Here is a 26,916-nt window from a genome sequence, read left to right as displayed (position 1 = left end):
GCATATGAAAAGTGATGACCTAAAAGAAAGTAGAAATATTGAGGACCGTCGAGGGCAAGGCTATACGCAGTCAAGTGGCAACAACCTTGGTGGGGGGATCTTGCAGGTCCTTCTATCCCCGGGCAGCTTCAAGAGCAAGATCGTCATTATCCTCTTGATGGTTATGGTTGGAGGAGGAGCAGGTCTAGGCGGGCTTTTTAACTCAGGATCTTCGCAACCTTACCAATCCAGTCATATCACGCGCACCAATCAGGCTCATATCGACGATGCGGAAGTCCAGTTCGTCAGCAAAGTCCTTGGGACAACAGAAGATCATTGGCACAAGGTCTTTCAAGCAGAAGGGCGCACCTACCATGAGCCCAAACTAGTCTTCTATACTGGACGGACAAAGACAGGCTGTGGGGTTGGGCAAGCTTCGGCGGGTCCCTTCTACTGTCCGACAGACAAAAAGATCTATTTGGATATTAGCTTTTACAAGGAATTAACGAGTAAATACAAGGCTAGTGGGGACTTCGCCATGGCCTACGTCATCGCCCACGAAGTTGGTCACCACGTGCAAAATGAGCTGGGAATCCTTGGCAAATACCACCGCATGCAGCAAGGACTTTCTGAAAAAGAACGCAATGCCATCAGTGTCCGCATCGAGTTGCAGGCCGATTATCTAGCAGGTGTCTGGGCACGATCAATTCAAGACCGAAATCTCCTGGATGTTGGGGATATCGAGGAAGCTATGAACGCGGCCCATGCTGTCGGAGATGACACTCTACAGAAGCAGGCTTATGGCTACTCGGTGCCAGATAGCTTCACCCACGGGACTTCGGAACAACGGATGCGTTGGTTCAAGCGTGGCTACGAGTATGGGGATCTACAGCACGGGGACACCTTTAGCTTATCAGATAGTGAATTATAAACAAATAGAGGCTGGGACAAAAGTCCTAGCCTCTCAATTATTTTTGGATTATCGAGCAAGACGCAGTGGTTGAGTGGGCTCTACTACGCTGATTTCATCAGCTTTTACAGCCCTACTCAACTGTGCGGAGGTGGGACGACGAAATCGAATTCTAACGAATTACCGATTTCTGTCCCACTCTCTTTTTGATTAGAAACCAAGCCAGCCTTTAAAGGTATCCCAAGCATTTTTCGCTTTTCCTGGGATATCAGCCTTGTCGATTGCTTTTTTGGCATCATCGACCATATTGGATGCCTTTTCTTTGACATCTTCAAAGAATCCTTTATCTTCTTTGGTTTCTGTTTGCTCCTGCTCTTCTCCGGCTGGAGCAATTCCGTTTTCTGCATAGGAGTTTTTAACAGAATCAAATCGGGTCCCATCGGTATAGGGGAGCACACTATTTGCGACATTACGGAAGATCTCCGAAGCCGTCCCTGCACTACTATCAGTCAGATAGTGATTTTCATCTGTTTTTGGGAAACCAAGCCATTGACTGATGACCACATCTGGTGTGTAACCGATCACCCACTGGTCTCCAGAGAGATCCTTGTTAAAGCTGGTCTCTGTCGTACCGGTTTTCCCCGCCATGGTATAGCCGTAAGGTGCTGCATTGACCCCCGTACCATTACTGAAGGTTCCTAGCATCATATTGGTCATCTTGTCGTTGGTCGACCCACTAAGAACCCGTGTGGATTTCTGACTGTGACTCTTGACGACCTGGCCACTGGCGTTTTCAATCTTGGTAATGAGGTGAGCATCATTCATGACGCCACCATTGGCGAAAGTCCCATAAGCCTGAGCCATCTGCATCGGATTGGTTGTCACACCAGATCCCAAGGCGACAGCAAGGTTCTTATCCACCTTGTCCATATTAAGGCCGAATTTTTTCCCGTACTCAAAAACTTTGTTCAGGCCTAAATCGTTGGCCGTCGCAACAGCTGGAAGGTTGAGGGATTCTGCCAAGGCCTGGTACATCGGTACGGTCGGGCTGGACTGGATGCCTGCATAGTTGTTGACCTGATAGCTTCCGTATTGGGTGGTACTATTGTCCAACTCTTTGTTGGTAGACCAACCTTCAGCAATAGCTGGGCTATAGACCACCAAGGGTTTGATGGTTGAGCCAGGGCTTCGGGCAGCCTGAGTCGCATAGTTATAGCTACGGAATCCTGGATTTTGATCGCTGCCGACACGCCCTACGAGAGCTCGAACCCCACCCGTCTTAGGATCGAGGGCAACACTACCGGACTCTGCGCGCGTGCCGTCTTCTGCGACTGGAAAGAGGGCCGTATTGTCATAGATTACCTGCATACTTGCTTGGTAATTCTGATCCAGTTCGGTATAGATCCGGTAGCCATTTTTGACAATGTCTTCTTCGGTCAGTCCGTATTCATTGACCGCTTCATTGATAACCGCATCAAAGTAGGATGGGTAGCGGTAATCCTCGGACTTGCCTTGATAGGCATCGACTAGCTGGCCATGGATATCAACAGCTGCAGACTGATCGGCTGTTTTTTGGTCAATATAGCCTGCTGCCACCATGTTTTGGAGAACGGTATTGCGGCGATTGGTCGCATTTTCTACTGAGTAGAGTGGATTGTATATTTCAGGACCTTTAAGCATACCCGCAAGAACAGCAGACTGATCCAGACTCAATTGGCTGGCTGACACTCCGAAATATTTCTTGGAGGCATCCTCTACCCCCCAGACCCCATTTCCAAAGTAGGCATTGTTGAGGTACATGGTGAGGATCTCTTTTTTGCTGTACTTCTTATTGATTTCAAGAGCTAGGAAAAATTCCTTGGCCTTGCGCTCCACGGTCTGGTCCTGAGACAGATAGGCATTTTTAGCCAACTGCTGGGTGATAGTGGATCCCCCACCTGAGCGACCCAGGGTCAAAATCGCTAAGAAGAAGCGACCATAGTTGATCCCACCATTTTTGTAGAAACTCCGGTCCTCTGTTGCGACTACGGCATGTTGCAGATTCTCACTAATGGCATCGAGTTCGACGTAGGTCCCTTTTTGCCCGGTCAAACTTCCAGCCTGGTCACCGTTTTTATCATAGATAATGGTGGTTGCCTTAAGGGCATTTTGTAAATCCTTGACATTGGTCGTCTTCGCAATATAGAAGAGATAGGCCCCTGTCAAGAGGCTAAAGCCTAGACCAATGATCAGGAGAATCTTAGTCAAGTGGAAACGACGCCAAAACCGACGGAAGGGATGCTGAGAGAGGGGCTTGCTTCTGTGTTTGCCCGAGCGACTATAAGTCGGCTCTACTGTCTCTTCTGGCAGTTCCGATTCGGGTACCACTTCTGCTACCGGCTTACGTGGCTGATCCTTTCTAAAAAAAGTGATCACATTTTCAAATAATTCTTTTATTCTTTTCATATCTGCTATTGTAACACCTTCTCCCTGTCCTAGCAAGAAAAGATCGCTTTTCCTTCCCTCCGCTTTAGTTTTCTTTAAGTTTAGATTTTGCTACAATAGGGTCATGAACTATCAATTTACTATTCCACAATCTTTTCCACAACTAACCGTGAAAGAGCTGCTCGAGGACTACTTTCTCATCCCCCGAAAAATCCGGCATTTTTTACGAACCAAGAAGCACGTCTTGGTGAATGGAGAAACCATCAACTGGCAGAGCCCCGTTCAAAAAGGAGACCAGATCCAGCTGATCTTTGACGCGGATGATTACCCTGAAAAAGAGCTACCTGCAGGCGATCCCAGTCTGGTCGAAGAACTCTATCAGGATGAGCACGTCATCATCATCAATAAGCCTGAAGGCATGAAAACCCATGCCAATGAGCCGACAGAAATTGCTCTTCTCAACCATGTTTCCAGCTATGTTGGATCTACCTGCTACGTCGTCCACCGCCTAGACAAGGAAACCAGCGGAGCGATTTTATTTGCCAAAAACCCTTTTATCCTGCCCATTCTCAACCGAATTTTGGAAGATAAACAAATCCAACGCGAGTACTGGGCCTTGATCCAAGGTAGCTTAGCACAAAAAACCATCGTCTACAAGGATAAAATTGGACGCGACCGCCACGATCGGCGCAAGCGTCTGGTCGATCCACGCAAAGGGCAGTACGCAGAAACTCAGGTGACGCAACTGAAAAAAATCGGGCGAAACAGCCTGGTCAAATGCCAGCTCAAGACGGGGCGTACCCATCAGATTCGCGTTCATCTCTCCCATCATGGGCACCCGATTGTCGGGGATCCTCTCTATAACCCTGAACGCGGAGAGCGACTCATGCTCCATGCCCACCGCTTGACCTTCACCAATCCACTGACCCTTGAAACCATCCAAGTCGAAGCCCCTTCCCAGAGTTTTGAAAAAGGGTTGAAAGCGTGAAAAAAGAAGCCACAGGGCTTCTTTTTTGTTATTGGTATCGAGGACTTGCAAATCCACGAATATTGCCATGTCCAATCCGATACGTATTGCGACGGACTTGGTCGTTAGAGTTTCCTTCAATGGTATGAATGAACCCATTTGAGACGCTCTCAACAATTCCGATATGATCCGCAAAACCATTATTTGGCTGGCTATTTTGATCCCAGTTAAAGGTGATGATGTCCCCTGCTTTCGGTGTAGAAGAACCGTCTTCATTCCAAATGCCCAAGCGTTTGAAAATCTGAATGTGACGTTCAACCCCACATTCACGGCCAATCAAACCACTCAAGCCCTCACGCTGGAAGACTGTTGTGACAAAGATATCACACCAATCATCAGAATTTTTCACAGCGTATCCAACTGGTAGGGGACGTACGCTATTGTAATCGTTGACCAATTGATGATGGGCTGCACTTCCGCCACGAACACCGACAAGACTTGCTGCAGCTCGTAAAATACGATCTCGTTGCCCATTAGAAACACGAGGATTGTACGCTGTTTGGTCAGCCGTCACACGAGGTGAAAGAGCTGTTTGGCCAAGGTTAAAGCCTTCCACTCCACCATCCACATAGTCCACATAGACGTGAGTTGTGTAGTTCCCTGCTAAATTACCGTGGTTATTGGCTGAAATACCCACCTCGGTATGCATTCCAGTTGGGGAAGTTGCATACCAGTAGAGATTTTCTTGATGGGCTTGAGACCAAGCAGCAACACGAATATTCTTAATCTGACGGCCTTGAGGAGCTTGATCAACCACTACTGTATAAGTACCGTTGTTCGAATTCACATCCTTGATGTAGGCCTGTGTTTTTGTCTTAGCATTACGGAATTCAACGTCTGTAGTTGTTGTTCCAACACCAATCCGCGAACCATCATTTTGGATGTAGTAAAGGTGAACATGGTACTTGCCAGTAGAGTTCTTGTGATCGCTCGCTTTGACAGATACCTTGTAGTCTCCGTTTGCTTGACGAGTTGCTTCATACCAGCGAAGATCATCCTGACCATCCTTGTCAGACCAAGTTGGAACTTGAACAGTCCGCACACCTTTAGGGCTGTAGACATCTTTAATAATGACGTCAAAGGTGCCCGTATCTTTGTTGTTATTTTGAATCAAAATAGTTCCAGAAAGACGGGCTTGACGCACTTCTGTCGTAGTTTCTGTGATATAATTTCGTTGATTATTTTGATCTACATAATAAACATGGACATTGTACTTACCATCCTCATTTTTATGATCTGAGGCTTTGATAGTAGCACGATAACTACCATCGCTTTGAAGCACTACTTTATGCCATACCAGATCATCAGGCCCGTTTGAATCTGACCATGTTGGAACCAAGACTTCTTTCAAGCCATTTGGTGCAACAACATTACGAATAACGGCATCAAAGGTGCCTGTTACAGTATTGTTGTTCTCAATTGTGACAGTGCCACTTGGTTTAACTTCACGTACTTCTGTCGTGGTCTTTGTGATGTAGGCTTTTTGATTATTTTGATCTACGTAGTAAATATGGACATTAAATTCACCTGTGTCATTCTTATGCTCAGATGCTTTAATGGTTGCACGGTAGCTACCATCACTTTGAAGGACTGCCTTATGCCAAATCAAATCGTCCTGACCATTTTTGTTAGACCAAGTAGGGACTAAAACTTCTTTCAAACCATTTGGAGCGACTACATTCCGAATAACAGCATCAAAGGTTCCTGTCTCAGTATTGTTATTTTCAATCGTTACTGTACCATTTGGTTTGACTTGTTGAACGTCAACTACTTTTTTAGTCAAATACAAATGATTATTTGAACCATCTACAATGTAGACATCGGCACGGTATTTGCCAGTTGAATCCTTATGATCCGTTGCTTTGATAGTCACACGATAAGAACCATCTGCTTGACGCGTTGCCTTGTGCCAAATGAGGTCATCTTGGCCATTTTCTAGACTCCATGATGGAACTAAAACTTCTTTCAGACCAGTTGGTGCAACAATATTGCTTACAACAGCATCAAAGGTACCTGCTACTGGGTTATTGTTTTCAATCGTCAGAACACCACTTGGTCGAACGTAATCAACCGAAACTACTCGTTCCGCAATATAGTGGGGTTTCCCAGAGTTGTCTACGATATAAGCATCGGCACGGTAATTTCCTTTATTATCCTTATGTTCGCTTGCCATAATCGTTACACGATAGCTGCCATCAGTTTGCTTCGTTGCCTTATGCCAAATAAGGTCGTCTTGGCCATTTTCAAGACTCCATGATGGCACCAAAACTTCTTTCACACCTAGTGGCGCTGTGATATTACTAATAACTGCGTCAAATGCACCTGTAGTTTGGTTATTATTTTCAATTGAGAAAGTGCCACTTGGTTTCTGTACTTCTTCTGTCGGTAAACTATTATTTTCTGAATCTACCACTCGTGTGCGTGCACCGTATGGAGCGCGACTAGCTACCACGGCAAGTGCTGGATGCTCTGTTGCACCCTTCTCGCTAGTGACCTGCTCAGAAGACGGGGTATCACTAATAGTTGGTGTGATAAGTGCTGTCTCTGTTGGAACGGTATTTTCTGTCTGAACACCTTTCTCAACTCCCACTCCTTCGTTCACAGTATTCTGCGCTTCTAATGAAGTTGTTGTTTTTGCAACGACAGCTGATGTATTTTCTGGTGTTTGATCGGACGCATGTTGCTCATCGGCTTTTACTTGTTGTGTCGAAAAAGCTAACAGAACAGCTGTCCCAGCATAAAAAATAAGATCTTTCTTTTTCATGTATCTTCCCCTACAATTTTTTTACGGATTGTACCCACATAGTAGTATTATAGCACAAACCGCCGGATCAAGAAACAATATCATTAGAAGATTTTATCCTGTTTTTAAAGCAAACAGAAGGCCGATTTGGCCTTCTGATCAGCTTATGCAAAAATTGAGAAGAAAGGTGCTCCGAGCTTGTTATCCATCGGGTCCTTACTCTTAATGGAGTGAAGATAATTGATGGAGTACCAGCCGTTGTTACCGCTATTATATGGATCGCGTACATAGGTTTTTCCATTGTCATAACCATGCAAGACCAACTCATGTGTATAAGGATCGCTAACAAATTGGCTATTCCCGACAGCAGCAAGCACATGTTTACCAGCCATGAGGGCTTCTGCAATGCCTCCAGATCCGGTAACCAATTGACTGTTTAAGCCCCAGTTACGAGTGGCAGCTACAATACCATCAGAATCTGTTCCTACTTCACCTTTGTTAAATGAGTCTGTATTATTGTAGAGGTAATCAGCCACAGTTGTTGGTAATACAGTTCTTCCTAGGATGTCTGTATAGACCATAGCAAGAGATGTTGGGACACAGCCTGACTGATCTACATTACTCACACCATACCATTTCCCAGCCCAACGAGGATCACGTTGTGAATAGTAGGCTGTTTGAGGGTTTACCTTTTGGTTACGAGGTGAAAGTGCTGTTTGACCAAGGTTAAAGCCTTCCACTCCACCATCCACATAGTCCACATAGACGTGAGTAGTATAGTTGCCTGCTTCATTACCGTGATTATTGGCAGATACCGTTATCTCTGTGTGCATACCTGTTGGGATTGAGGAATACCAGTAAAGATTTTCTTGATGAGCTTTAGACCAAGCTGCGACACGAATATTCTTAATCTGACGACCTTGAGGTGCTTGATCTACAGCTACTGTATAAGTCCCGTTCGTTGCATTGACATTCTTAATGGCAGCCTGTGTCTTGGTCATGGCATTTCTAACTTCTACGTCGGTAGTAGTGGTGCCAATACCAATCCGAGAACCGTCATTTTGAATGTAGTAAAGATGAATATGGTACTTCCCAGTAGAGTTCTTGTGATCGCTCGCTTTGACCGAGACCTTGTAGTCACCGTTCGCTTGGCGAGTTGCTTCGTACCAGCGGAGATCATCCTGTCCGTCCTTATCCGACCAAGTTGGGACTTGCACAGTCCGCACACCTTTAGGACTATAGACATCCTTGATGATGACGTCAAAGGTTCCTGTGTCTTTGTTGTTATTGACAACCGAAAGGATTCCCGTTGGTTTATCATGCTTAACGGTTACAACTGTTTCAGTAACAAAATGACGGTTGTTATCATTATCAACAATATAAAGGTCTGCACGATAGTTCCCTAGTGAGTTTTTATGATCACTCGCTTTAATCTTCACTCGATAACTACCATCAGATTGACGATTTGCCTTGTGCCATATAAGATCATCCTGTCCATTTTCAAGACTCCATGATGGAACTAAGATTTCCTTTACACCAGTCGGTGCCACTACATTACGAATAACCGCATCAAAACTACCAGTAGAAACATTATTGTTTTCGATCGTTAATGAAGCAGTTGGGCGCGATTGACGAACGTCAACTACTTTTTCGGTCAGATAAAAACGATTATTTGAATCATCTACAATGTAGACATCAGCACGGTAATTGCCAGTTGAATCCTTATGATCTGTTGCTTTGATAGTCACACGATAAGAACCATCTGCTTGACGCGTTGCCTTGTGCCAAATGAGGTCATCTTGGCCCCTCACCAAACTCCATGATGGAACTAGAACTTCTTTTAAACCAGTCGGTGCAACAATATTACTAACAACCGCATCAAAGGTACCTGCTACTGGGTTATTGTTTTCAATCGTCAGAACACCACTTGGTCGAACGTAATCAACCGAAACTACTTTTTCAGCAATATAATAACGATTGTTAGAGTTGTCGACGATATAAGCATCGGCACGATAGTTTCCTTTATTGCCCTTATGCTCACTTGCCTTAATCGTTACGCGATAGCTACCATCAGTTTGCTTAGTTGCCTTGTGCCAGATAAGATCATCTTGGCCATTTTCTAGACTCCATGATGGGACTAAAATTTCCTTAACACCTAGTGGCGCTGTGATATTAGTGATCACAGCGTCGAAAGTTCCTGATTTATCATTATTGTTTTCAATCGTAAAACTTGCTTTAGGTTTTAACTGCTCAGTTGTCTTACCAATGAATACTTGAGTCGTTGTTCCACCCACACCCATCAATTGTCCGTTGTTTTGGACATAGTATAGATGGACATTGTAAAGGCCAGTTGAGTTCTTATGATCCGATGCTTTCACATTAACGGTATAAGTTCCATTTGCTTGACGATTCGCTGTATACCAAATAAGGTCATCTTGTCCATTAATTTCTGACCAAATTGGTACCGAAACAGTTTGAACTCCGTTAGGGGCTTTAACATTTGAAATCACAACATCAAATCGACCTGCCATGGTATCATTATTGACAATGTTGATCGTTCCACTTAAGTTTCCTACTGTTGGATCAGCTGCTGGTTTTGCATTTGCTGTAAAACGTCCTGTATAGTCTACACTGTGGTCAAAGAGATGTTTCCCTGGAAGCAATTCTGCTTGGGAAGAGAATTGCCATGCCCCTGCTTTTCCATTGTAACGCAAACTCTTAGCATCTTCAACAGATAATTTCGGAGCAGGATATTGGGCTACCCAAAAATTTTGAAGGCCAAATTGAGCGGTGTTGACAGGACCTTTCTTGCGAAGATTGTTTTCATCCAACCAGCTAGCACTAGTGTAAAACATCAAATTATTGTAGCCGTTTTTGCGCATTTCATCCACCCAAGCTTGGGTGTTGTGGTTAATGTTTGGCTGCATCTTGGCATCCTCAAAGTCATTGACCATGAGGGTGTTCTTTGGCAAACTCAAACGTTGTGCAGCTGCAATATAGAATCGAGCTTCCGCACGCGCTGATTCTTCAGAAGTGTAACGTGAAAAGTGATAAGTCGATACTTGAAGCCCTGCTGCTTGTGCATTACGAATTTGGTTCTCCGCATTTGGGTTATTGTACCATGTATCTTCTGTCAATTTGACAACGACACCGCCCACGCCTTTATTGGCCAGTGTACGGTATTCTGCAATACTAATATTGCCGTTGTGACTACTCACATCGACAAATGATTTTGGCTGAACGGCTACATCTGTTGAGCGACCAGCAGGAGCGTGAGTGCCTGTGTTAAAGAAGGTCGTGCTACCTGTATCAGACGGAAGAGGAGTTTCTTCTTTCTCAGTAGTCGATGCTTCTGCAGCTTTCTCTACAGATGAAGCCCCACTTTCTGAAGCCGTAGTCTTGCTTGCGGGTACCACAGCTGGTTCGGTCACATTTGCTGGTGCTGCGTAGTTGCTTGCGACTGGTGCTACAGTCTTTTCAGCAACGGCTACTTCTGGCGCTTTTTCAGCTTGGACTTGGTTGCCTTCAGTAGTAGCCTCATTTGAAACCAGCTCATCTGCACTGACTCCCTGAGCAGATACAGCCATCAAGACTGCCGCTCCGGCATAAAAAATAAGATCTTTCTTTTTCATATAAACTTCCCTTTATACAAATTTTATACGTTAATCATTTTACCACACGATTTCAGCGATGAAAAGTTTTATAAGGCAAATTTTTAAAATTAGTGATATTTTTTTGAAAAACTAAAAAAAGAAGTCCATCTGACTTCTTTTGATCTTATGCTAATTGATTTAAGGCCGTCTTTAAGTAGTGACCCTCTCGGATTTCCTGACCGACACGCTTGGCATTGTTCACCAAGTCTTGGTAATCGGCATCTGAAAGATTATCGATTGCCTCCTTCAAGTCATGAAGAGACTCTACTGCAATCCCGCAACCCTTCTCAAGCACAAAATGTGACAAGGCTGACTGTTTCCAAACTACAAGTGGGAAGCCTGACGCCAGATAAAGTGAAGCTTTGTGGGAGTTGTTATAACGGAGGTATTCGCCAAAAAAGCCACTACAGGTCTCAACGCTATCTCCATCCCAGACCAGACCAAAACCACCCTCAAGGGCTGCAGGAAGCTCATCTGGTAGGAAGGAACCAAAGTAGGTTTCATTTGCAAGTGCTCTACTCTCATCAAAACCAACACCATAGAGGTTATAAGCCGGTGCTTCTGGAAGATTATAAAGATAACCAGCTTTTTCCTGGGCCAAATTACCTGCCACAATGATTGGCTGGTCTTTTGTCAGTCCACTTTTTTCTTGGAAATTTGGAATCAAATAATCAAAAATTCCAAGACTGACAATCTTATCTTCCGCCACTCCTTTATCCACCAAAACTGACTTCATAATAGGATTGTGGGCGATGAGGCCAGTTACACTATAAAATGTATCACCTTCCGTTAATTTCATCCGTAACTTCATTCTAAATGGTAGAGTCTTGTCATTTACAAAACGCAAGGTTTCTAGATCGTGAATCAGAAGATAGGTGTTAACACCTCTATTTTTAAGAGATTTTAGTAGACTGTTAATAAATAAAGAATGATGTAACAAGGGAAATTGTATCACAATATCATCATTTTTCTTTAAACGTTTGAAGGCTCTCAAAAGTGCTCTATATTTGTGAATCTGAGCATTAAGAACATTCATTTTATACCAGTCATCTACCCTAACTTTTAAGGGGGCATAACCTAGTCTATTAAAGATCACTTCAACATCATTACGTGCCTTATTCCCGGCATTTTTCACATTATGATCGTGTAAAAATTCTTCTTTTAAATAGTATTTCATCTCTTATTTCTCATTTTTCAAAAGCTGATTTTTTAGGATAGCGTTCTTGTATGATTTCTTTAAAATGAATGAGATTTTCTTGCTTAAGGTCACTATCATCATTCACACAAAGCAGTTTTTTATGTTTATCTTCAAAGATTTTATCAAGTTTATCCACTTGATTTAAACCAATTGTCTCTCCAAAATTCTTTGACATCGGATAAAACTGGTTACTTTCAATTTGCCAGAGAGAACAGATGTATTGATTGACATCTACCCCATAATTTCTAATCTTATTTCTGGAGGTTCTATCCAAAATTTCTCCCTCAATTTCCCATAAATGTGCCAAGGTACTCTTTTTCATCGGAACAGGTAAATGCTGGTTCACGTATCCCGTCGGCCCCCATGGCAAGAGTAACAAGTTTTTCAAAATCAAAGATCCATAACGGTAATTAAAGAATTTCCAAGGTGAAGATTTTAAAGCCTTCTTATTAGGAAAATGGCGATAAATCAACTCAACATTATTGTGATAAGTATTTGTAAATGGTGACCAAGGAACCAAAGCATCGTATACTGCTAAAAGTTTCGGTTGCCCATTTTTATAAAAATCCGAAGGCTGACTGTCTCTAATTAAGTACATATCATCATTGAAATAAAGAAAGTTTTCCGACAAGCCTTCAATCCGATGGAGGTTAAGCTCAATAGCCGCTGAATTATAAGTAGGCAGATACTCTTTAGGGATAAATTCCTTATGAGTGACCAACTTGAGTTGTGGATGCTCCAAGTTCAACCATTCCGGTTTTTGCCCATTTGTGACTAAATAAATATGATTTACCCAAGGAGCATGCTTTTCAATCATTCGAAACCAATAATTAAAAATACCGTAATCACGATAGCGTTGCTCACCATCGATTTCCTGGTCTATTTCTGCTATTTGACCTGTCACGGCTTGTTTCTCACGGATAAACTCCGGGTCACTTCCGTCAACCCAAAGAACCACGATATCAATTTTTTCTTCTGTCATTTACTAAATTCTTTCTCAACAACTTCCAAAGCTCGCTCAATAACCACGTGCATGTCGTAGTATTTATAGTCTGCTAGGCGCCCACAGAAGATAACCTTGTCACTTTTAGCGGCTTCTTCTTGGTACTTTGCAAACATGGCGTTGTTCTTTTCATCATTGATTGGGTAGTATGGTTCATCGCCTCGTTTCCAGTCAGCTGGGTATTCACGGGTAATGACTGTCTTCGGTTGGGTTCCATACTCGAAATGCTTGTGTTCGATGATCCGAGTGTAAGGAATCTCACGCTCGGTGTAGTTGACCACAGCATTACCCTGATGATTTTCCTCGTCCAAGATCTCGTGTTCGAACCGAAGGCTACGGTATTCTAACTCCCCATGTTTGTAGTCAAAGTACTGGTCAATCATCCCTGTAAAGACCACTTTTTCAGCAGAGCTTTCCAGTTCTTCACGATTGGCGAAGAAATCAACCCCAAGTTCTACCTCTACATCACCCAGCATGTTTTCAATGATGACATTGTAACCACCAATTGGAATCCCTTGGTAACGGTCATTAAAGTAGTTATTATCAAAGGTCAAACGAACTGGGAGGCGCTTAATGATGAAAGGAGGCAGGTCTGTTGCAGAACGTCCCCATTGCTTCTCCGTATAGCCCTTGATCAACTTTTCGTAGATATCTGGACCAATCAGCTTGATCGCCTGTTCTTCCAGGTTCTTGGGCTCAACATCTTTCATATCAGCCGTTTGTTCCGCAATCTTGTCCTTGACTTCTTGAGGAGTCTTTGTTCCCCACATGGCGTAGAAGGTATTCATGTTGAAGGGAAGATTGTAGAGGCTACCCTTGTAGTTCGCCACCGGTGAATTGATATAGTTGTTAAATTCAGCGAATTGGTTGACATAATCCCAAACCTTTTTGTTTGAGGTATGGAAAATGTGGGCACCGTACTTGTGAACATTGATTCCTTCAACTTCTTCACAATAGATATTCCCACCGATGTGATCCCGCTTGTCAATCACTTTTACTTTTTTACCACGTTTTGTTGCTTCGTGTGCGAAGATTGCTCCAGACAAACCTGCACCAACGATCAGATAATCGTACATAGTAGACTCCATTAATTCTTAAATATTTGTTTTAATTCTTTCACATCTACCACTCTCAGAACTAGGATGGCGATTAGATAAATGATCCCACCAAGCACCGCATACACGAGTACATTCAGGGTAGGGGTGAAATGTAGGAAGGGTTTTACAAGTAGCAACAGGCCATACATCATAGCCGATGCGCATACAATTTTTACCATAGACCCGACGATCGGAACTTCCCTGAGGTAATGACGGGTATAGTACAATTGAATGAACCATACCAGTGACTCTGTCAGAACTGATACAATAGCCGCGCCGATAAAACCAAAGTGAGGCAAGAAAAGCACATTCAACCCAACACTAACAATAGCAGGAATGGTGGTGGATAGCATAAATTCTTTGTTCTTATCGTGCGGGATGAGAATTTGAATCCCCATGATATTGGTCCACCCGATAAAGAACATTCTAAAAATCATGATGGCAATGGCATAACGCGCATCCTGGAAATCCTTCCCTAGGAAGAATTGAACAAAGTCATCATTGACAATTAACATGCCGGCAATAATCGGGAAAATGACCAAATTATAAATCAAAAAGGACATTTGGTGCATCTTGTTGACGGCCTTGTGGTCCCCAGATGACAAGAGGCTCGATACACGAGGCAACATGACACTCCCCAGTGAGGTGACTAAGGTCAACAAAATATTGACGAGTTTTAAAGCCTGATCGTAAATCCCAACATCCTTTGTAGAGGCGAGAGCCCCCAGCATGGTTCGGTCAAGAGTAACATAGAGGGAAATGGCAATCTGCGGTAAAAAGAGCAGAATGACCGGTTTTAAATGCACCCGTGCATAGGCCATATCAAAATGGGCTTTCCCAATAAATTCGCGGGCAGGTAACCACATGCTCAGCTGACCTAACAGCTCAAAGATGGTTAGTAAGAATACATAGAGATAAAGATCATTGGCAGATTTAACGAACAAGAAAATGGAGATGACTCCAACTAGCTTCACCGTGATATTCCGAACCGTAATCTTGCGGAAGTCCTCTAAGCCCTGAAAAAGCCAGGAAATATCGAGCCCTTTTGAAACCAAACTGAGTCCCAAAATATAGGCTACAGGATTTTGCATGGATGGAAGTATCAAGCAAAACAAAGCATAAAGGAGGAGAGATACAAATGTCGCACCTAACTGGAGGGTATAGATCCCCCAAAAATTCTTTCGGATCTCTTGTAGGTGTCCTGAAATTTCCTTAGTACCGTAATTGGCCACTCCTAAAGTCGCTAAAAGGATAAAGTAGGTGACAATGGAGTTGAAATAGCCGTAAGTTCCTAAATCTTCCGAGCTAAATACCCGAGTGACATAAGGGGTAGTGATAATCGGTAGAATCATCACCAGTAGCTGGTAGGAGAGATTATAGGCGTAATTTTTTAAAACTTTCATGTTCATTCAACTCTATCTATCATTTTATTTTGAACTGGTAAAAGGTTGGCAAAAAGTGTGAATATAAAAATATTATATCCTGGTCTTACCCAAAATGCTTCAATCATACAGTTTATTGTAATAAGTGATAATAGAGCTAGAAATAAAAACATTCCTTGTTTATAAAGTCTCTTCGATGCAAGTACATATATCAATACCAGTAATACGACAGGAACAACTCCGTAGTAAAATAACATTTGAATATAAGAGGAATCTACATAGTTATAACTGTATACTGATTCTGTTGTGCCACCATATCCTATAAACTTAACCCCGGTTGCTCCAAACAAATGTAATCCATAGGTCTCTATTGCATTTTTCCCTAAAAATAACCTCATACTGAATAAGTTGTTCAAACTCACAAATAATGAAGAAGACCAGGTAAAGAAATACGATAAGTAAAACATTAAGAAAGAAAATATAGCTGCAAAATAAGGTAAGATCCCATAAATTTTAAATTTTCTTTCTTTAGTAACATACATGACAATAAAAATGACAGTTGCTACAAGTACAGAAAGGGCATTTAACCGAGCATCACAAAATTTGATGATAAAAAATGCTAAACTAATACCTACTAAGGTTCGTAGTATGATGAACCTTTTCCGTAGTACATATCCCCAAGCAATAAATAAATAAAAACAGTGGGACGCAAAGTCAGTTGGATAAATGAAACCAAAGGAATTTCTAATCACAAAGCCAGACGAACGGACCTGAGCAAATTGTAAATTAGGAATAACTCCTAGAATTGAAAGTAAGAAAACTCCCAACACTATCGTTCCTGACACAATAACGTATGTTTTTAAGATAACATCAATATCTGCATCATATAATAACAAAATCAATAATGAATAAAGTAGGAAATTAGTCCCGCCCGTATGCATGAATACGATAGAACTTGTTAGTAGTAATAAAATAGCAGTTAAGATATAAAAGAACGTGAATTTTTTTATATACAAAAATCTAAAACATAATAATAATGATAAACAGATTAATAAAACAACCGGAAGGTTTGGGATTATTCTGTTTAACATTGTTGTCATAAGAGTATCGTACCCAACAATGAGAGTCAATACTAGAATAACCAAAAGGTTCTCAAACTTAATTTTTAACATAATACCTTTTTACTCTTAATAAAATAGCTACACCTATTTAAAAGCAATTTTACGTAAAATTGGATTCATTTTCATTTTTTCAATAAAGATGACTGTCCGAAATTTTTTTTGGGTGAGAAGATCAATACTCAATCTTCTAAGAAAAGAAGAAATATCTCGCTGTCTTAATAAGGTCTTATAAGACCCAATCGTTTGATTCCTATTTCCTGAAAAAATATGATCAAAAGCTTTATTAGTAATAATAGATTGCAGTAATTGTATCTTTTCTTTCCTTCGCGCATTTAAATTAGAAATTTGAAAGGCTGCACTTACAATGATTTTTGTCTTAATTTCTTGAATTAATGAGGCATCTTCTATTTGGAACTTTTCAAGTAATTGTTGCAATGCTTGAAGTTCATCTAATTGTATTTCGATTCTTCTAGGATGAAAACTGGTCAATGCTGAACCGCTTCTACCAGCAATATAATTATAAAGAGTCGAGTCAATAAATTGAATGGTATTTAAATGTCGATAAACTTGAAAATTGAATGAAGTATCTTCTCCTATTGGTTTACTAGGAAACTTAATATCGTGTTTTAAAATAAATGACTTGTTATAGATTCTCGACCAAACATTATACATCATATCCGTTTTGAATAACTCTATAAATTCATTTCTAAATTCATTCTTTCCAAGAAGACCGCAATACGTATACAAATGAGGACGACAAGACAAAATAGTGTCCTTATTTTCTTTAATTTCATTGTAGCCAAAACAAAGAACATCCCATTTATCATTGAGGTTAGGAAATATTTTTTCAAAGAAATCCTCAGATACGAAGTCGTCTGGATCCATAAAAAATAAATAATTACCCCTTGACAAAGAAATACCTAGGTTCCTAGCTTCTGACACTCCGTTATTTTCAATATGCCTAACACAAACATTAGAAAAATTATTTTGGTACTCATCGCAAATCACACCGCTATTATCACTTGAACCGTCATCAATTAACACAATTTCATAATTGATCGGTGACGATTGCATAAGTATGGAATCTAGGGCTCTTTTTAAATAACCTTCAACATTAAATACTGGAACAATAATACTCAAATCTATATTATTCATTACTCTTCATCCTTAATTTATGACGAATAAATTCTAGTGTCCATTTTTCTTTTTTAAATTTCTTTAACATTGTTGATTTAACATATTCCCAATAGAATTTATTTCTTGTTACCTCTACTAGCTCTTGCTTAGAAATTTTCTCTCCAATAACTAATTGATTTGGTATAACATAAAATGAATCGACTAGTTTAAAGTCAGGGCATTTAATCATTCTCTTTTGGAAATGTGCGTATAGAGGACGCTTAACCACTATATCACTATCGATTAAATTTATCGATTCCAAACCATTTTCCTCTGACCAAAAATAATAGCGTTTCGGTTCATTTTCACCATATTCCCGAAATGAGAAATGACTAATATCAATATCATCAAAAAACTTATCTTGCAGTTGTTTGAAATGACATTTTTCAAAAAGCTTTTGGATACCTTCTGCCTCATCAAAAATAAAATTTTGTTCACTAGTATAGACATTGTGATAATCTAATCGATAGTATGAACCTTGCCCAGACATAAAAACACGATTAACTTCTCTTGAATTCTTAAAAATTTGAAGATGACCTAAAAGACCATATCGAGCATAGTCATTTTCAAAAAAGCTATGCTCTTCAAGAAATTGATAAATATCACCTAGTAAGACATCTGTGTCACAAAAACCCCAGTAATCATAACCCTTTAATTCTTCTTCAAAGATAAGTCCATAAGCAACTTTATAGTCACATAATTTATAAGGTGTTTTAAGAGAGATTTTAAAATCAAACTTAGACTGAACTTTCTCTCTTAACTCACCAAAAGAAAGGCTTACAAATTCTATATTTTTAGCATTTAAAATGTCAAATTGGTCAACCTTTTGATCCGTATAAATTAAGAAATCAATCTTTTGATTACGTTTGGCGGTCAACAAAAAATAAGGGAAAAATTTTGGAAGTCTTCCGAAATATGGAATAATAAGTCTTATCTTTTTCATTTAGTTAGATCCTCTCCACCCTTATTCAACCAAGTTACAGCATTGAAATAGCGATGGTACGTTTTCAAATCGATGCCAACGTATCCTTGCTTTTCAGCTGATTTAAAATGAACCAAGGAAGGCAAATCGCTATAATTCTTTGAAGAGAAGATAACCTTACTCTTGTAGGGAAGTTCTTCAAATTCTTTCATCAACTCATAAGTACAAGCATCATTATCATTGAATTTGAAATATAGATTATCCCAGTGAATGCGTTCCAAACGGCGTTGCCATTTCTGAGTTGCTTCTTTTTCATCTGCATAATGCAAAAAATGAAGTTCAATATCGTCAAGAAGGGCAAGTGGATAGGCATTATCAAAGTCCTCGATATATTTTGATTCCTTAACAAATTTTAAGGGGATATCTCCACTCAAATAATATTTTAAATTCTTGAGCATTTTGATGTAATCAGGTGAAAAGATAAACATCCCTACAAATGGCGTTTGATAAGGTAGTCCCAACTCCTGATAGACTTTCCCAGCCCAACAATTATCACAAATAATCGTGAAATTCTTATTCTTTAGTCTTCGTCTAGGAATAAAGTGAATAATTGGATAGATAAACGGTTTTAATTTGTTCTTAATTGTTTCAGTATTCATCTTAGTATTTCTTATACAACTCCGAGAAATTCCGAATATAACTTTGTAATGAAAAGAGTTCTTTTTGACGTTTGACAGAGGCCGTGCCATATTGTTCTCGCTTCTCGGTATTATCCGCTAATTCTTGAATTGCTTTCGACAGTTCTGCAGGCTGATTTGGAGTGGCAAGAAGGCCATTTTCACCTTCTTTCACCATTTCACAAACACCGCCATGACGGTAACCCACTACAGGCTTGCCACAATCCATGGCTTCTAGGACGACTGTTGGCAGTGGGTCTGGATTGGTACTTGGCAAGACAAAGATGTCAAACATATTATAGAGCTCTGTCGTCTGGCTATAATAGTCGATTCGCTTGATTTGTCCAGCTACTGGTGAGTCTGAAATAGCTTTTTCCAACTCATCCACGCGCCACTCTTCCCCCTCAAATGCACTACCTGCTAGAAAGGCTACTGCTTTTGGATTGGCTTTTAAGATTGGCGTCACAGCTTCTAGGAAGTCTCCTTGACCTTTCCAAGCATTCACTCGACCAACCATACCAATCACCAAGGCATCCTGCGCAATTCCAAACTGCTCACGGACCGCGCTAGCATCCATCTCATGATAGACAGCATTGTCAACACCATTATAAATCACTTGAACTTGTTCATTTTTTACAAAGCGAGACTGCTTGACGTGGTTAGCCACAGCATTTGAAACTGTCACAATCTTATCCGCATAGTGCCCCATCAAAAAGTTGATAAAGTCTGAAATGGCTTTTGGTTTGACAATGATTTCATGGACATGCCAAATCAAAGGAAGTTTTAACTTCCGCTTGAGATAAATCCCCTCAAGCACCGCCGTAGTATTGTTGTGAATGAGGGTAATCCCGTTCTCTTTGGCATAGTTGGCAATTTGTTTAGAATATCGGTTATAAGAACCAAAGTACTCAAGGATCCCTTTTGGATTAAAATATTTGCGACGCAAGATTGGGTAATCAATGACTTTAACCTTAGCACCGACCTCTTCCAATGCACCAACTAAGACACCATCATTGGGTAAGATAACGTGTGCCTCAAAAGCATCTTTATCCAAACCTTTAATCAGCTCCAACAACACCTTGTCAGCGCCATACATTTCGGCACCCGCATGGAGATATAATATTTTCTGCATTTCTAACCTTTAAATACTTTCTCGTAGTCTGTGACAATCTTTTCCCAAGTGAAGGATTCTGCGATCCGTCGGCTTGATTTCTCATTGAGGTCTGCGATGGCTTGATCATCCAATTGTTCAGCCTGATCAATGACATGTGCCAATTGGTCTTTCTTCCAATAAAGCGCCCCCTCTTCACCGACTTCCCGGTTAAAACCAACATCTAATAAGAGGTTGAGTTTAGTAGACTCGAGCGCCTCAAGAAGGGACGGATTAGTCCCCCCAACCTCATGACCATGGAAATAAGCGAAGGCATGTTCACGAATGTATTTGAGCAATTCTTGATCATAAACAGTCCCGACAAACTTCACTCGAGGATCTTGATCAAATCCAGTATCTTTACGTAACTGTTCATAGAACTTGTTTTGCTCTACATTGGTAATGAGGACAAAATCTTTTTTGGAATTGGACTGCATAAAGCCACGAATCATGGCCTCATAGTTGTTTTCAGGTACAAAACGTCCCACGACAAGATAGTAGTTCCCTTCAGTAACTTGCTTGTCCGCAAACCAAGTCCCTACTTTCTCGTCTTCTTTACTCAGGATAGACTTGCTTGTATCCGTTCCATAGGCGATATAGGTCGTCTGAGGCTGATACTTAGCATAGTCCTTCTGAATATAAGCCTCGATGTTCTTGCTATCACAGATTAACAGATCAGCATGTTTAACCATCAGTTGCTCAGAAAACTTCCAATACTTGCGGACTGGAAGGCTCCATTTCGCACGAAGCCATTCATGACCATCTGGATTGACCATGAGGGTCCCACCGATGGCTTTGATTTTCTTTTTAATTTTTGAGATAAAAGGACCAATTCGGCATGCTAGGACATAAAAGATCGGAGCTTGATCTTTATTTTCTTTAGCCATTTCAATAGCCTTATTGAGAGCTGCGATATCATACGCAATGGCACGCGCAGGACCGATATTAGGGACATCAATGTTGTAACACATTGCACCGTTATGCTCGAAAGTATCTGCAGTGATTCCTGATTTGGCTGAATTCTTCCGCATACAAGCTACATAATACTGGATATCTTTGTCTTGTTGGAATTCTGTCAACTTCTCAACAAAGGTCTCAAAACCACCATATTTTGCTGGAATACCTTTGGATCCAACGATATAAATTGATTGTGTCATTTTTCTCCTAACATGGAAAGGACGAAGTAGGGATTTCCCTACTTCGCTCCTTCTTTTCTAAGTACAACCTTCACGGTCTTGAGCAAGATCTGAATATCTCTCCAGATCGTCCAACCATCCATATAAGCCACATCGAGTTTAACAACCTCGTCAAAGTCCGTAATTTCACTGCGCCCACTCACCTGCCAAAGGCCCGTAATCCCCGGCTTAAAGCTGAGGCGACGTTTTTGGTCTGGTGTATACTCTTGGTATTCATCCACGGTAGGTGGACGGGTCCCAACCAGACTCATATCACCGATCAGAACATTGTAAAATTGGGGCAATTCGTCGAGACTGGTCTTACGAATAAAGCGTCCGATTGGCGTTACCCGCGGATCATTTTCCATTTTAAACATGCCACCTGTCATGGTATTTTGAGACATCAAATATTTTTTGATCTCTTCGGCATCGACACGCATGGAGCGGAATTTATAAAAATTGAAATAGCGCCCGTTCTTACCGACTCGTTTTTGTACAAAGAAGGCAGGTCCGCCATCCTTGCGGATCAGAGGAACCAAGACAATACTTACGAGGCCACAAATCAAGAGACCAAAGAGGGCTCCTACAATGTCTAAGAGGCGTTTGGCAAAGACGTGACTCGGCTTGTAAAAATTGGTAGAGAAGGTAACGACGCTTAGTCCTCCAATTTCTTGCACTCTTTTATTCCCTAAAGGTGCAAAATTGAAGGCATTGAGATTGACCGACACATCAATCCCCATATTCTCAAACTCCGAAACCAATTCACTGATATTGTAATCTTCACTTGGGAGATTAATAAACACTTCGTCCACTACTTCCTTCGTAACGAAGGCCAACATTTGATCTGGCTGAATGACACGTACACCTGCATGATCAAATGTCGTATCATCCATGACAGTGACACCGATTAGTTCTCCATGATAGAGGTTGGGTGAATGCAGAATATCAAATACCTTTTCCATCCTACTAGTCGCTGTGATCAAGAAAATCTTCCGCGAACTTTTCCGTCGCGGTGAAACAGACTTCCGGTATTTCTTGAGCAAGAGATCCATAATATAGACAGAAAACGTATTAAAAAGAAAGAAGTAGATCATCCCCCGACGAGAGATGGAAAAGACCCCATCGAGCATAAAAGAGGTAAAGGTGATCCCAACAGCGAAAAACACATTGTATTTCAAGACCTGAAAGAGCTCATCCAGGTAACCCCTGCTATAAAAACGATAGGCAATATTGCTAATGTAAAAGGATACAAAATGTAAGAGATAGAGAATGGCGATCGTCTGCGAGGTGTATTCTGCATCCTTAAAGAGACTCACAATGTAAGCCGAAAATAGGACTGCTAAACTTTGAAAAAGAACAATATTCAATTTCTCCAGTTCAATTCTTTCTTCTCCCATTTCCCCTAATTCCTATTCTTTACTTTTTCCCATACTCTCCGTAGGATCCGTACCCTCCATACGAACCATACTCAGCAGTTTTAATGTTAAATTTATTGAGCACAACTCCTAAGAAAGGGGTGCCTGTTTGTTCTAACTGTTCTTTAGCCTTTTGGACGGCCTTGCGTCCATTGGCACCAGATTCTGTAATTAAGACAGTCCCATCACAGCGTTGGGCGATAATGGCCGCATCGATCACGACCCCAATTGGAGGCGTATCCACGATAATGTAGTCAAAATGCTCCCGAAGTGCATCCATCATGACGGTGAAGTTCTTGCTTTGCAAGAGACCCGTTGGGTTTGGAGCTACCTGTCCAGACTCGATGATATCCAAGTTTGGAAAATCTGTCGCATACAAGACCTGATCCAGCTGGCTACGACCAGCTAAGAAATCAGTCAAGCCTTGGATCTTGGTACGACTACGGAAAATCCCTGTCATGACCGAGTTCCGGATATCACAATCGACCAGGAGGGTCTTGTAGCCTGCGCGCGCGAAGGCAACAGCCAAGTTGGTTGATGTAGTAGACTTCCCTTCATTTTCTTTAACAGATGAGACAGCAATGGCCTTAAGATTCACACCGCTCAGTTGGATGTTGGTCGCAAGAGCATTGAAATACTCTTCTGCCTTCCGAATTTCTTGTAATTTGTTTTTTGAAATTTCTAACGTATTCATGCAATCCCCAGTCTATAATTTCTTAATATCTGGCACAATACCAAGCAAGGTCAAGCCCATCAACTCTTCGATGTCTTCTGGTCTCTTGACACGATCGTCCAAGACTTCTACGACAACCAAGAGCACCACCATGAGACCAGCTCCAGCGACAAAACCAAGAAGGACATTGCGGCGGATATTTGGTGATGAAGGCAATTGAGGCACTTCTGCCTCATCCAAAGTTGTAACATCGGACACCTTGGTCACCGAGATGATCTTTTCAGCAGCTACATTGCGAAGGCCATTGGCAATGCGCGCCGCTTCTTTTGGATCCCCATCCTTGGCTGTGATAGAGAGGATCCGTGTATCGGTTGGAACAGATACATTGATTTTCTTAGACAACTCAGCTGGGGTCATATCGAGTTTCAACTCATCAATTGCTTGGCTCAAGACATTTTGAGAAAGGATGATTTCGCGGTAGTCCTTAACCAAGTAAGAACCAGCCTGCAAATCAGAGTTGGTCAAGGCATTGTTATCTTGATTTTGACGGCTGACCACATAGATCCGGCTAGTACTTTGGTATTCTTTCTTGGCTAAAAAGGCACTGTAGCCAAATGCAGCAATGGCAAAAACCAGAGCGACCAAAACGATTGAAAACTTGCGTTTCCATAGGGTCTTTAGCATAGCGAAAACATCAATTTCCACTGCTTGATTTTCTTGATTGTTCATTTCCTAATTACTCCTTCATGTGGATCTCTCCACCTGTTTCATGGTTAGATTAATTCATCTGCTAACAAGAGCTGTTGATGGTTGACAAAGAGGTCTTTTGCCCGTTTTTCGCCGTATTCTTCCTGGATCAAGCGATAAGCTTCTGCCATATAAGGTGGTCGCTTCGTCAAATTATGCATATCGCTGGCCACAAAGTGGACCAAATCTTTTTCTAAGAAATAGCGAGCCCGTTTTTTGAGGTGCTTTTGCTCATCTCCAAAGAGGCGAGGCTTGAGAACGCTGGAACTATTGATCTGCATGTAGCAACCCATGTCAATCATCTCTTGCACGCGCTCCTCATTTTTCTCCAAACAATTGTAGCGTTCAATATGGGCTACCACCGGCGTAATACCGAGATGAAGCAGGCGATCCAAGGCTGTGTGGATTTCTTTATAGGGCGTTCCCATGCTAAATTCAATGAGGGCAAAATGCGTCTCTGCAAGACTCGGGATAGTCTTTTCTTCCAGCTTCTTCAAGACATCATTTGTAAAGTAAATTTCTGCTCCGTAATGAATTGTCAGATCCGGTGCAACTTCTGCCGCAATCTTTTTCACTTCTTGAAAATTTTCTGAAATTTTTCCCTCAGGGGTTTCAAACATACCCTTGCGGCGATGCGAAGTAGAGATGATGGTCCGCACCCCTTGACGATAACTTTCTGTCAAGAGAGCACGCGTATCTTCTCTGGTTTTGGGTCCATCATCCACATCGAAGACGATGTGTGAGTGGATATCAATCATTTTTCTTTTCCTTCCATAACTTGTTGGATGGTTTTCTTGGCCTTGGTCAAGCTGGCTTGATCCAGTTCCATAACATAGAGGTTGTAACCAGGCATAGCATAAGATGGCAGATCGGTACGACCTTGTCCTGTAATGGCTTGAGAGGTCACATCATAGGAGCCACCTGTTTCCAACTGGGTATTGATCAAGTTCATCATGACCGGCAACTGCATATTGGTTTGGACAGAGTCTTGAAGATTTCCGATAATCTCATTGTAGTTGTTCAAAACCTTGGTAGAGGTTAGCTTATTGATAATGGCTGCAATGACTTTTTCTTGGTTCTTGCCACGGTCATTGTCACCACCTTGAAGAGAATAACGTTCCCGAACAAAGCCAAGTGCTTGCTCTGAGTTTAAATGTACCTTTCCGACTGGGAAATGGAACTTGCCATGAAGACTCGTAAATTCTTGGTCGTTTTCCACATCGATTCCCCCTAGAAGGTCAATCAACTTGAGGAAGGACGTGAAATTAAGGCGAACATAGTAGTTGAGCTTGATGTCATAGAGATTCTCAAGAGTATGAATGGAAGCATCTACACCGTAGATCCCTGCATGGGTCAACTTATCATTTTGGTTGTTCCCGCCATCCGCAATCGGTACATAAGCATCCCGTGGCGTTGTGGTCAACAAGACTTGCTTGGTCTTCCGATTGACGGTCATGATGATATTGACATCTGATCGAGAAACTGAAGTGACCGGGCCATAGGTATCAATCCCACTGACATAGATGTTAAAGACATCTGCATTGGCAGACACTTTGCTGGTTGCTGCTACTTCTTTTCGAATTTTATAAGAATAAATCTTCTTTAATTTTTTCGCATAGTCAGCATCTTCAGCAGCAATGGTATCCTCAAAGGTGCTGTTAAGCACAATCGCCGAGGCATTTCCCTCTTGCAAGCTTTTATAAGCATCGAGATAGGTTGGGGTATCTACTACAGAGATATTCTGACCCTTCGTCTTTTTGATATTGTCTAAGAGAGCCGTGAGGTTGGCTTCGTTGTTGTTGCCCTTGGGCGCTGTGACTTCTTTAATCTCTTTGATATCTTTGATGTCACTATCTTTCTTGACATAGACAGCCATCTCGAACTCTGTGTAGTTGGAATGACCATTGACATTGCTGGTGAGGTTCAAAAGTTGTTGACTGGCAAACAAGACTCCCGAGCTAGTCAGTAAACCGACCAAAAGCAAAAAAAGGGTTGTCTTTTTAGCCTGATTTTTTACAATCAACCATGCCGACAAAAGTACTAGTAGCACGAAGAGTGCAATCAAAAGGACATTGACATAGCGAAAGGCCAAGATATTATTCGCCAAGATCGTATAAGTCGCCCAAATGGCCGTAATGCACAAAAAAATAAGCAAGACAGAATTGACAATGCGCAATTGCCCCCACTTGTGCTCCGAACGACGACTTCGTCTTTTTTCTGACATAAATACCTCCAATTAGTCCTAATCATATTTATTGTAACATATTTTTAACAAAAGATGCATTAATTATCACTAATTTGTCTATTAAGTACAGCTCCGATGTAACCGCTTTCAAAAACTAGGTAAACGCCTGTATACTGATTCAAGAAAATAAAGAGGCTGGGACAAAAGTCATAGCCTCTTTATTGTTTTTGGATTGTCGAACAAGACGCAGTGGTTGAGT

The 26,916-nt window shown here is 41.5% G+C and carries 20 protein-coding genes; 2 read left to right on the top strand and 18 right to left on the bottom strand.

Features of this window, described 5'->3' with window-relative positions:
* The first annotated feature begins 4 nt into the window (after nucleotides 1–4).
* Nucleotides 5–910, top strand: coding sequence for a KPN_02809 family neutral zinc metallopeptidase (ypfJ, locus tag BTU61_RS03965; protein WP_200772425.1), 906 nt, complete (start codon nucleotides 5–7; stop codon nucleotides 908–910).
* A 189-nt stretch (nucleotides 911–1,099) separates the two neighbouring features.
* Here the strand turns inward: ypfJ and pbp2a are convergent, their stop codons facing one another.
* Nucleotides 1,100–3,334 carry a penicillin-binding protein PBP2A gene (gene pbp2a, locus BTU61_RS03960; RefSeq protein ID WP_200772424.1) on the bottom strand — a complete coding sequence of 745 codons (2,235 nt, stop codon included), beginning with the start codon at nucleotides 3,332–3,334 and terminating at the stop codon, nucleotides 1,100–1,102.
* A 103-nt stretch (nucleotides 3,335–3,437) separates the two neighbouring features.
* On the opposite strand from pbp2a, the gene BTU61_RS03955 reads away from it, so the two are divergent.
* A complete protein-coding gene (locus BTU61_RS03955) occupies nucleotides 3,438–4,301 on the top strand; it encodes an RluA family pseudouridine synthase (protein ID WP_200772423.1) in 864 nt (287 codons plus the stop codon).
* A gap of 28 nt (nucleotides 4,302–4,329) precedes the next feature.
* Here BTU61_RS03955 and BTU61_RS03950 read toward each other — a convergent pair whose 3' ends face one another.
* From BTU61_RS03950 to cpsA, 17 genes are all read right to left on the bottom strand, one after another.
* Nucleotides 4,330–7,104, bottom strand: coding sequence for a GBS Bsp-like repeat-containing protein (locus BTU61_RS03950; RefSeq protein WP_200772422.1), 2,775 nt, complete (start codon nucleotides 7,102–7,104; stop codon nucleotides 4,330–4,332).
* Nucleotides 7,105–7,247: 143 nt separating this feature from the next.
* On the bottom strand, nucleotides 7,248–10,715 hold the full coding sequence (locus tag BTU61_RS03945) for a GBS Bsp-like repeat-containing protein (RefSeq protein WP_200772421.1): 3,468 nt from the start codon (nucleotides 10,713–10,715) through the stop codon (nucleotides 7,248–7,250).
* A 145-nt stretch (nucleotides 10,716–10,860) separates the two neighbouring features.
* Complete coding sequence (locus BTU61_RS03940; protein ID WP_200772420.1) at nucleotides 10,861–11,913, bottom strand: glycosyltransferase; 1,053 nt, start codon at nucleotides 11,911–11,913, stop codon at nucleotides 10,861–10,863.
* 10 nt (nucleotides 11,914–11,923) lie between these two features.
* Nucleotides 11,924–12,916, bottom strand: coding sequence for a stealth family protein (locus BTU61_RS03935; RefSeq protein WP_200772419.1), 993 nt, complete (start codon nucleotides 12,914–12,916; stop codon nucleotides 11,924–11,926).
* Entirely contained in the window at nucleotides 12,913–14,013 is a 1,101-nt protein-coding gene (glf, locus tag BTU61_RS03930) for a UDP-galactopyranose mutase (protein WP_200772418.1), read from the bottom strand. Before glf ends, BTU61_RS03935 begins: the two co-directional genes overlap by 4 nt.
* A gap of 11 nt (nucleotides 14,014–14,024) precedes the next feature.
* Nucleotides 14,025–15,437, bottom strand: coding sequence for a flippase (locus tag BTU61_RS03925; RefSeq protein ID WP_200772417.1), 1,413 nt, complete (start codon nucleotides 15,435–15,437; stop codon nucleotides 14,025–14,027).
* Nucleotides 15,438–15,439: 2 nt separating this feature from the next.
* The gene (locus tag BTU61_RS03920; protein ID WP_200772416.1) at nucleotides 15,440–16,588 is read right to left on the bottom strand and encodes a polysaccharide polymerase; all 1,149 of its coding nucleotides are present in this window, start codon (nucleotides 16,586–16,588) and stop codon (nucleotides 15,440–15,442) included.
* Between the two features lie 33 nt (nucleotides 16,589–16,621).
* Nucleotides 16,622–17,692: a glycosyltransferase family 2 protein gene (locus BTU61_RS03915; protein ID WP_200772415.1), complete on the bottom strand. Its 1,071-nt coding sequence runs from the start codon at nucleotides 17,690–17,692 to the stop codon at nucleotides 16,622–16,624.
* Complete coding sequence (locus BTU61_RS03910; protein ID WP_200772414.1) at nucleotides 17,685–18,656, bottom strand: DUF6625 family protein; 972 nt, start codon at nucleotides 18,654–18,656, stop codon at nucleotides 17,685–17,687. Before BTU61_RS03910 ends, BTU61_RS03915 begins: the two co-directional genes overlap by 8 nt.
* Nucleotides 18,653–19,294, bottom strand: a complete 642-nt coding sequence (locus BTU61_RS03905) for a DUF1919 domain-containing protein (protein ID WP_200772413.1) — start codon at nucleotides 19,292–19,294, stop codon at nucleotides 18,653–18,655. Before BTU61_RS03905 ends, BTU61_RS03910 begins: the two co-directional genes overlap by 4 nt.
* 1 nt (nucleotide 19,295) lies before the next feature.
* Complete coding sequence (locus BTU61_RS03900; protein WP_200772412.1) at nucleotides 19,296–20,444, bottom strand: glycosyltransferase family 4 protein; 1,149 nt, start codon at nucleotides 20,442–20,444, stop codon at nucleotides 19,296–19,298.
* A gap of 2 nt (nucleotides 20,445–20,446) precedes the next feature.
* Nucleotides 20,447–21,619: a beta 1-4 rhamnosyltransferase Cps2T gene (gene cps2T, locus BTU61_RS03895; protein ID WP_200772411.1), complete on the bottom strand. Its 1,173-nt coding sequence runs from the start codon at nucleotides 21,617–21,619 to the stop codon at nucleotides 20,447–20,449.
* Nucleotides 21,620–21,657: 38 nt separating this feature from the next.
* Nucleotides 21,658–23,034 carry a sugar transferase gene (locus BTU61_RS03890; RefSeq protein WP_200772410.1) on the bottom strand — a complete coding sequence of 459 codons (1,377 nt, stop codon included), beginning with the start codon at nucleotides 23,032–23,034 and terminating at the stop codon, nucleotides 21,658–21,660.
* Nucleotides 23,035–23,053: 19 nt separating this feature from the next.
* A complete protein-coding gene (locus BTU61_RS03885) occupies nucleotides 23,054–23,746 on the bottom strand; it encodes a tyrosine-protein kinase (protein ID WP_200772409.1) in 693 nt (230 codons plus the stop codon).
* A gap of 12 nt (nucleotides 23,747–23,758) precedes the next feature.
* Complete coding sequence (locus BTU61_RS03880; protein WP_200772408.1) at nucleotides 23,759–24,454, bottom strand: Wzz/FepE/Etk N-terminal domain-containing protein; 696 nt, start codon at nucleotides 24,452–24,454, stop codon at nucleotides 23,759–23,761.
* A 44-nt stretch (nucleotides 24,455–24,498) separates the two neighbouring features.
* Nucleotides 24,499–25,230 carry a capsular polysaccharide biosynthesis protein Cps4B gene (gene cps4B, locus BTU61_RS03875; protein WP_200772407.1) on the bottom strand — a complete coding sequence of 244 codons (732 nt, stop codon included), beginning with the start codon at nucleotides 25,228–25,230 and terminating at the stop codon, nucleotides 24,499–24,501.
* Nucleotides 25,227–26,696, bottom strand: coding sequence for an LCP family glycopolymer transferase CpsA (cpsA, locus tag BTU61_RS03870; protein ID WP_200772406.1), 1,470 nt, complete (start codon nucleotides 26,694–26,696; stop codon nucleotides 25,227–25,229). Before cpsA ends, cps4B begins: the two co-directional genes overlap by 4 nt.
* Nucleotides 26,697–26,916 lie beyond the last annotated feature (220 nt).

The organism is Streptococcus lactarius, from assembly GCF_016642265.1.
Classification (GTDB): Bacteria; Bacillota; Bacilli; order Lactobacillales; family Streptococcaceae; genus Streptococcus; species Streptococcus lactarius.
The sequence above is the reverse complement of the archived record's forward strand: the minus strand, read 5'-3'. Positions and strand labels throughout refer to the sequence as shown.

Coding starts and splice junctions, on each gene's coding strand:
- ypfJ (WP_200772425.1), top strand. CDS start 5: ATGAAAAGTGATGACCTAAAAGAAAGTAGAAATATTGAGGACCGTCGA.
- pbp2a (WP_200772424.1), bottom strand. CDS start 3,334: ATGAAAAGAATAAAAGAATTATTTGAAAATGTGATCACTTTTTTTAGA.
- BTU61_RS03955 (WP_200772423.1), top strand. CDS start 3,438: ATGAACTATCAATTTACTATTCCACAATCTTTTCCACAACTAACCGTG.
- BTU61_RS03950 (WP_200772422.1), bottom strand. CDS start 7,104: ATGAAAAAGAAAGATCTTATTTTTTATGCTGGGACAGCTGTTCTGTTA.
- BTU61_RS03945 (WP_200772421.1), bottom strand. CDS start 10,715: ATGAAAAAGAAAGATCTTATTTTTTATGCCGGAGCGGCAGTCTTGATG.
- BTU61_RS03940 (WP_200772420.1), bottom strand. CDS start 11,913: ATGAAATACTATTTAAAAGAAGAATTTTTACACGATCATAATGTGAAA.
- BTU61_RS03935 (WP_200772419.1), bottom strand. CDS start 12,916: ATGACAGAAGAAAAAATTGATATCGTGGTTCTTTGGGTTGACGGAAGT.
- glf (WP_200772418.1), bottom strand. CDS start 14,013: ATGTACGATTATCTGATCGTTGGTGCAGGTTTGTCTGGAGCAATCTTC.
- BTU61_RS03925 (WP_200772417.1), bottom strand. CDS start 15,437: ATGAAAGTTTTAAAAAATTACGCCTATAATCTCTCCTACCAGCTACTG.
- BTU61_RS03920 (WP_200772416.1), bottom strand. CDS start 16,588: ATGTTAAAAATTAAGTTTGAGAACCTTTTGGTTATTCTAGTATTGACT.
- BTU61_RS03915 (WP_200772415.1), bottom strand. CDS start 17,692: ATGAATAATATAGATTTGAGTATTATTGTTCCAGTATTTAATGTTGAA.
- BTU61_RS03910 (WP_200772414.1), bottom strand. CDS start 18,656: ATGAAAAAGATAAGACTTATTATTCCATATTTCGGAAGACTTCCAAAA.
- BTU61_RS03905 (WP_200772413.1), bottom strand. CDS start 19,294: ATGAATACTGAAACAATTAAGAACAAATTAAAACCGTTTATCTATCCA.
- BTU61_RS03900 (WP_200772412.1), bottom strand. CDS start 20,444: ATGCAGAAAATATTATATCTCCATGCGGGTGCCGAAATGTATGGCGCT.
- cps2T (WP_200772411.1), bottom strand. CDS start 21,619: ATGACACAATCAATTTATATCGTTGGATCCAAAGGTATTCCAGCAAAA.
- BTU61_RS03890 (WP_200772410.1), bottom strand. CDS start 23,034: ATGGGAGAAGAAAGAATTGAACTGGAGAAATTGAATATTGTTCTTTTT.
- BTU61_RS03885 (WP_200772409.1), bottom strand. CDS start 23,746: ATGAATACGTTAGAAATTTCAAAAAACAAATTACAAGAAATTCGGAAG.
- BTU61_RS03880 (WP_200772408.1), bottom strand. CDS start 24,454: ATGAACAATCAAGAAAATCAAGCAGTGGAAATTGATGTTTTCGCTATG.
- cps4B (WP_200772407.1), bottom strand. CDS start 25,230: ATGATTGATATCCACTCACACATCGTCTTCGATGTGGATGATGGACCC.
- cpsA (WP_200772406.1), bottom strand. CDS start 26,696: ATGTCAGAAAAAAGACGAAGTCGTCGTTCGGAGCACAAGTGGGGGCAA.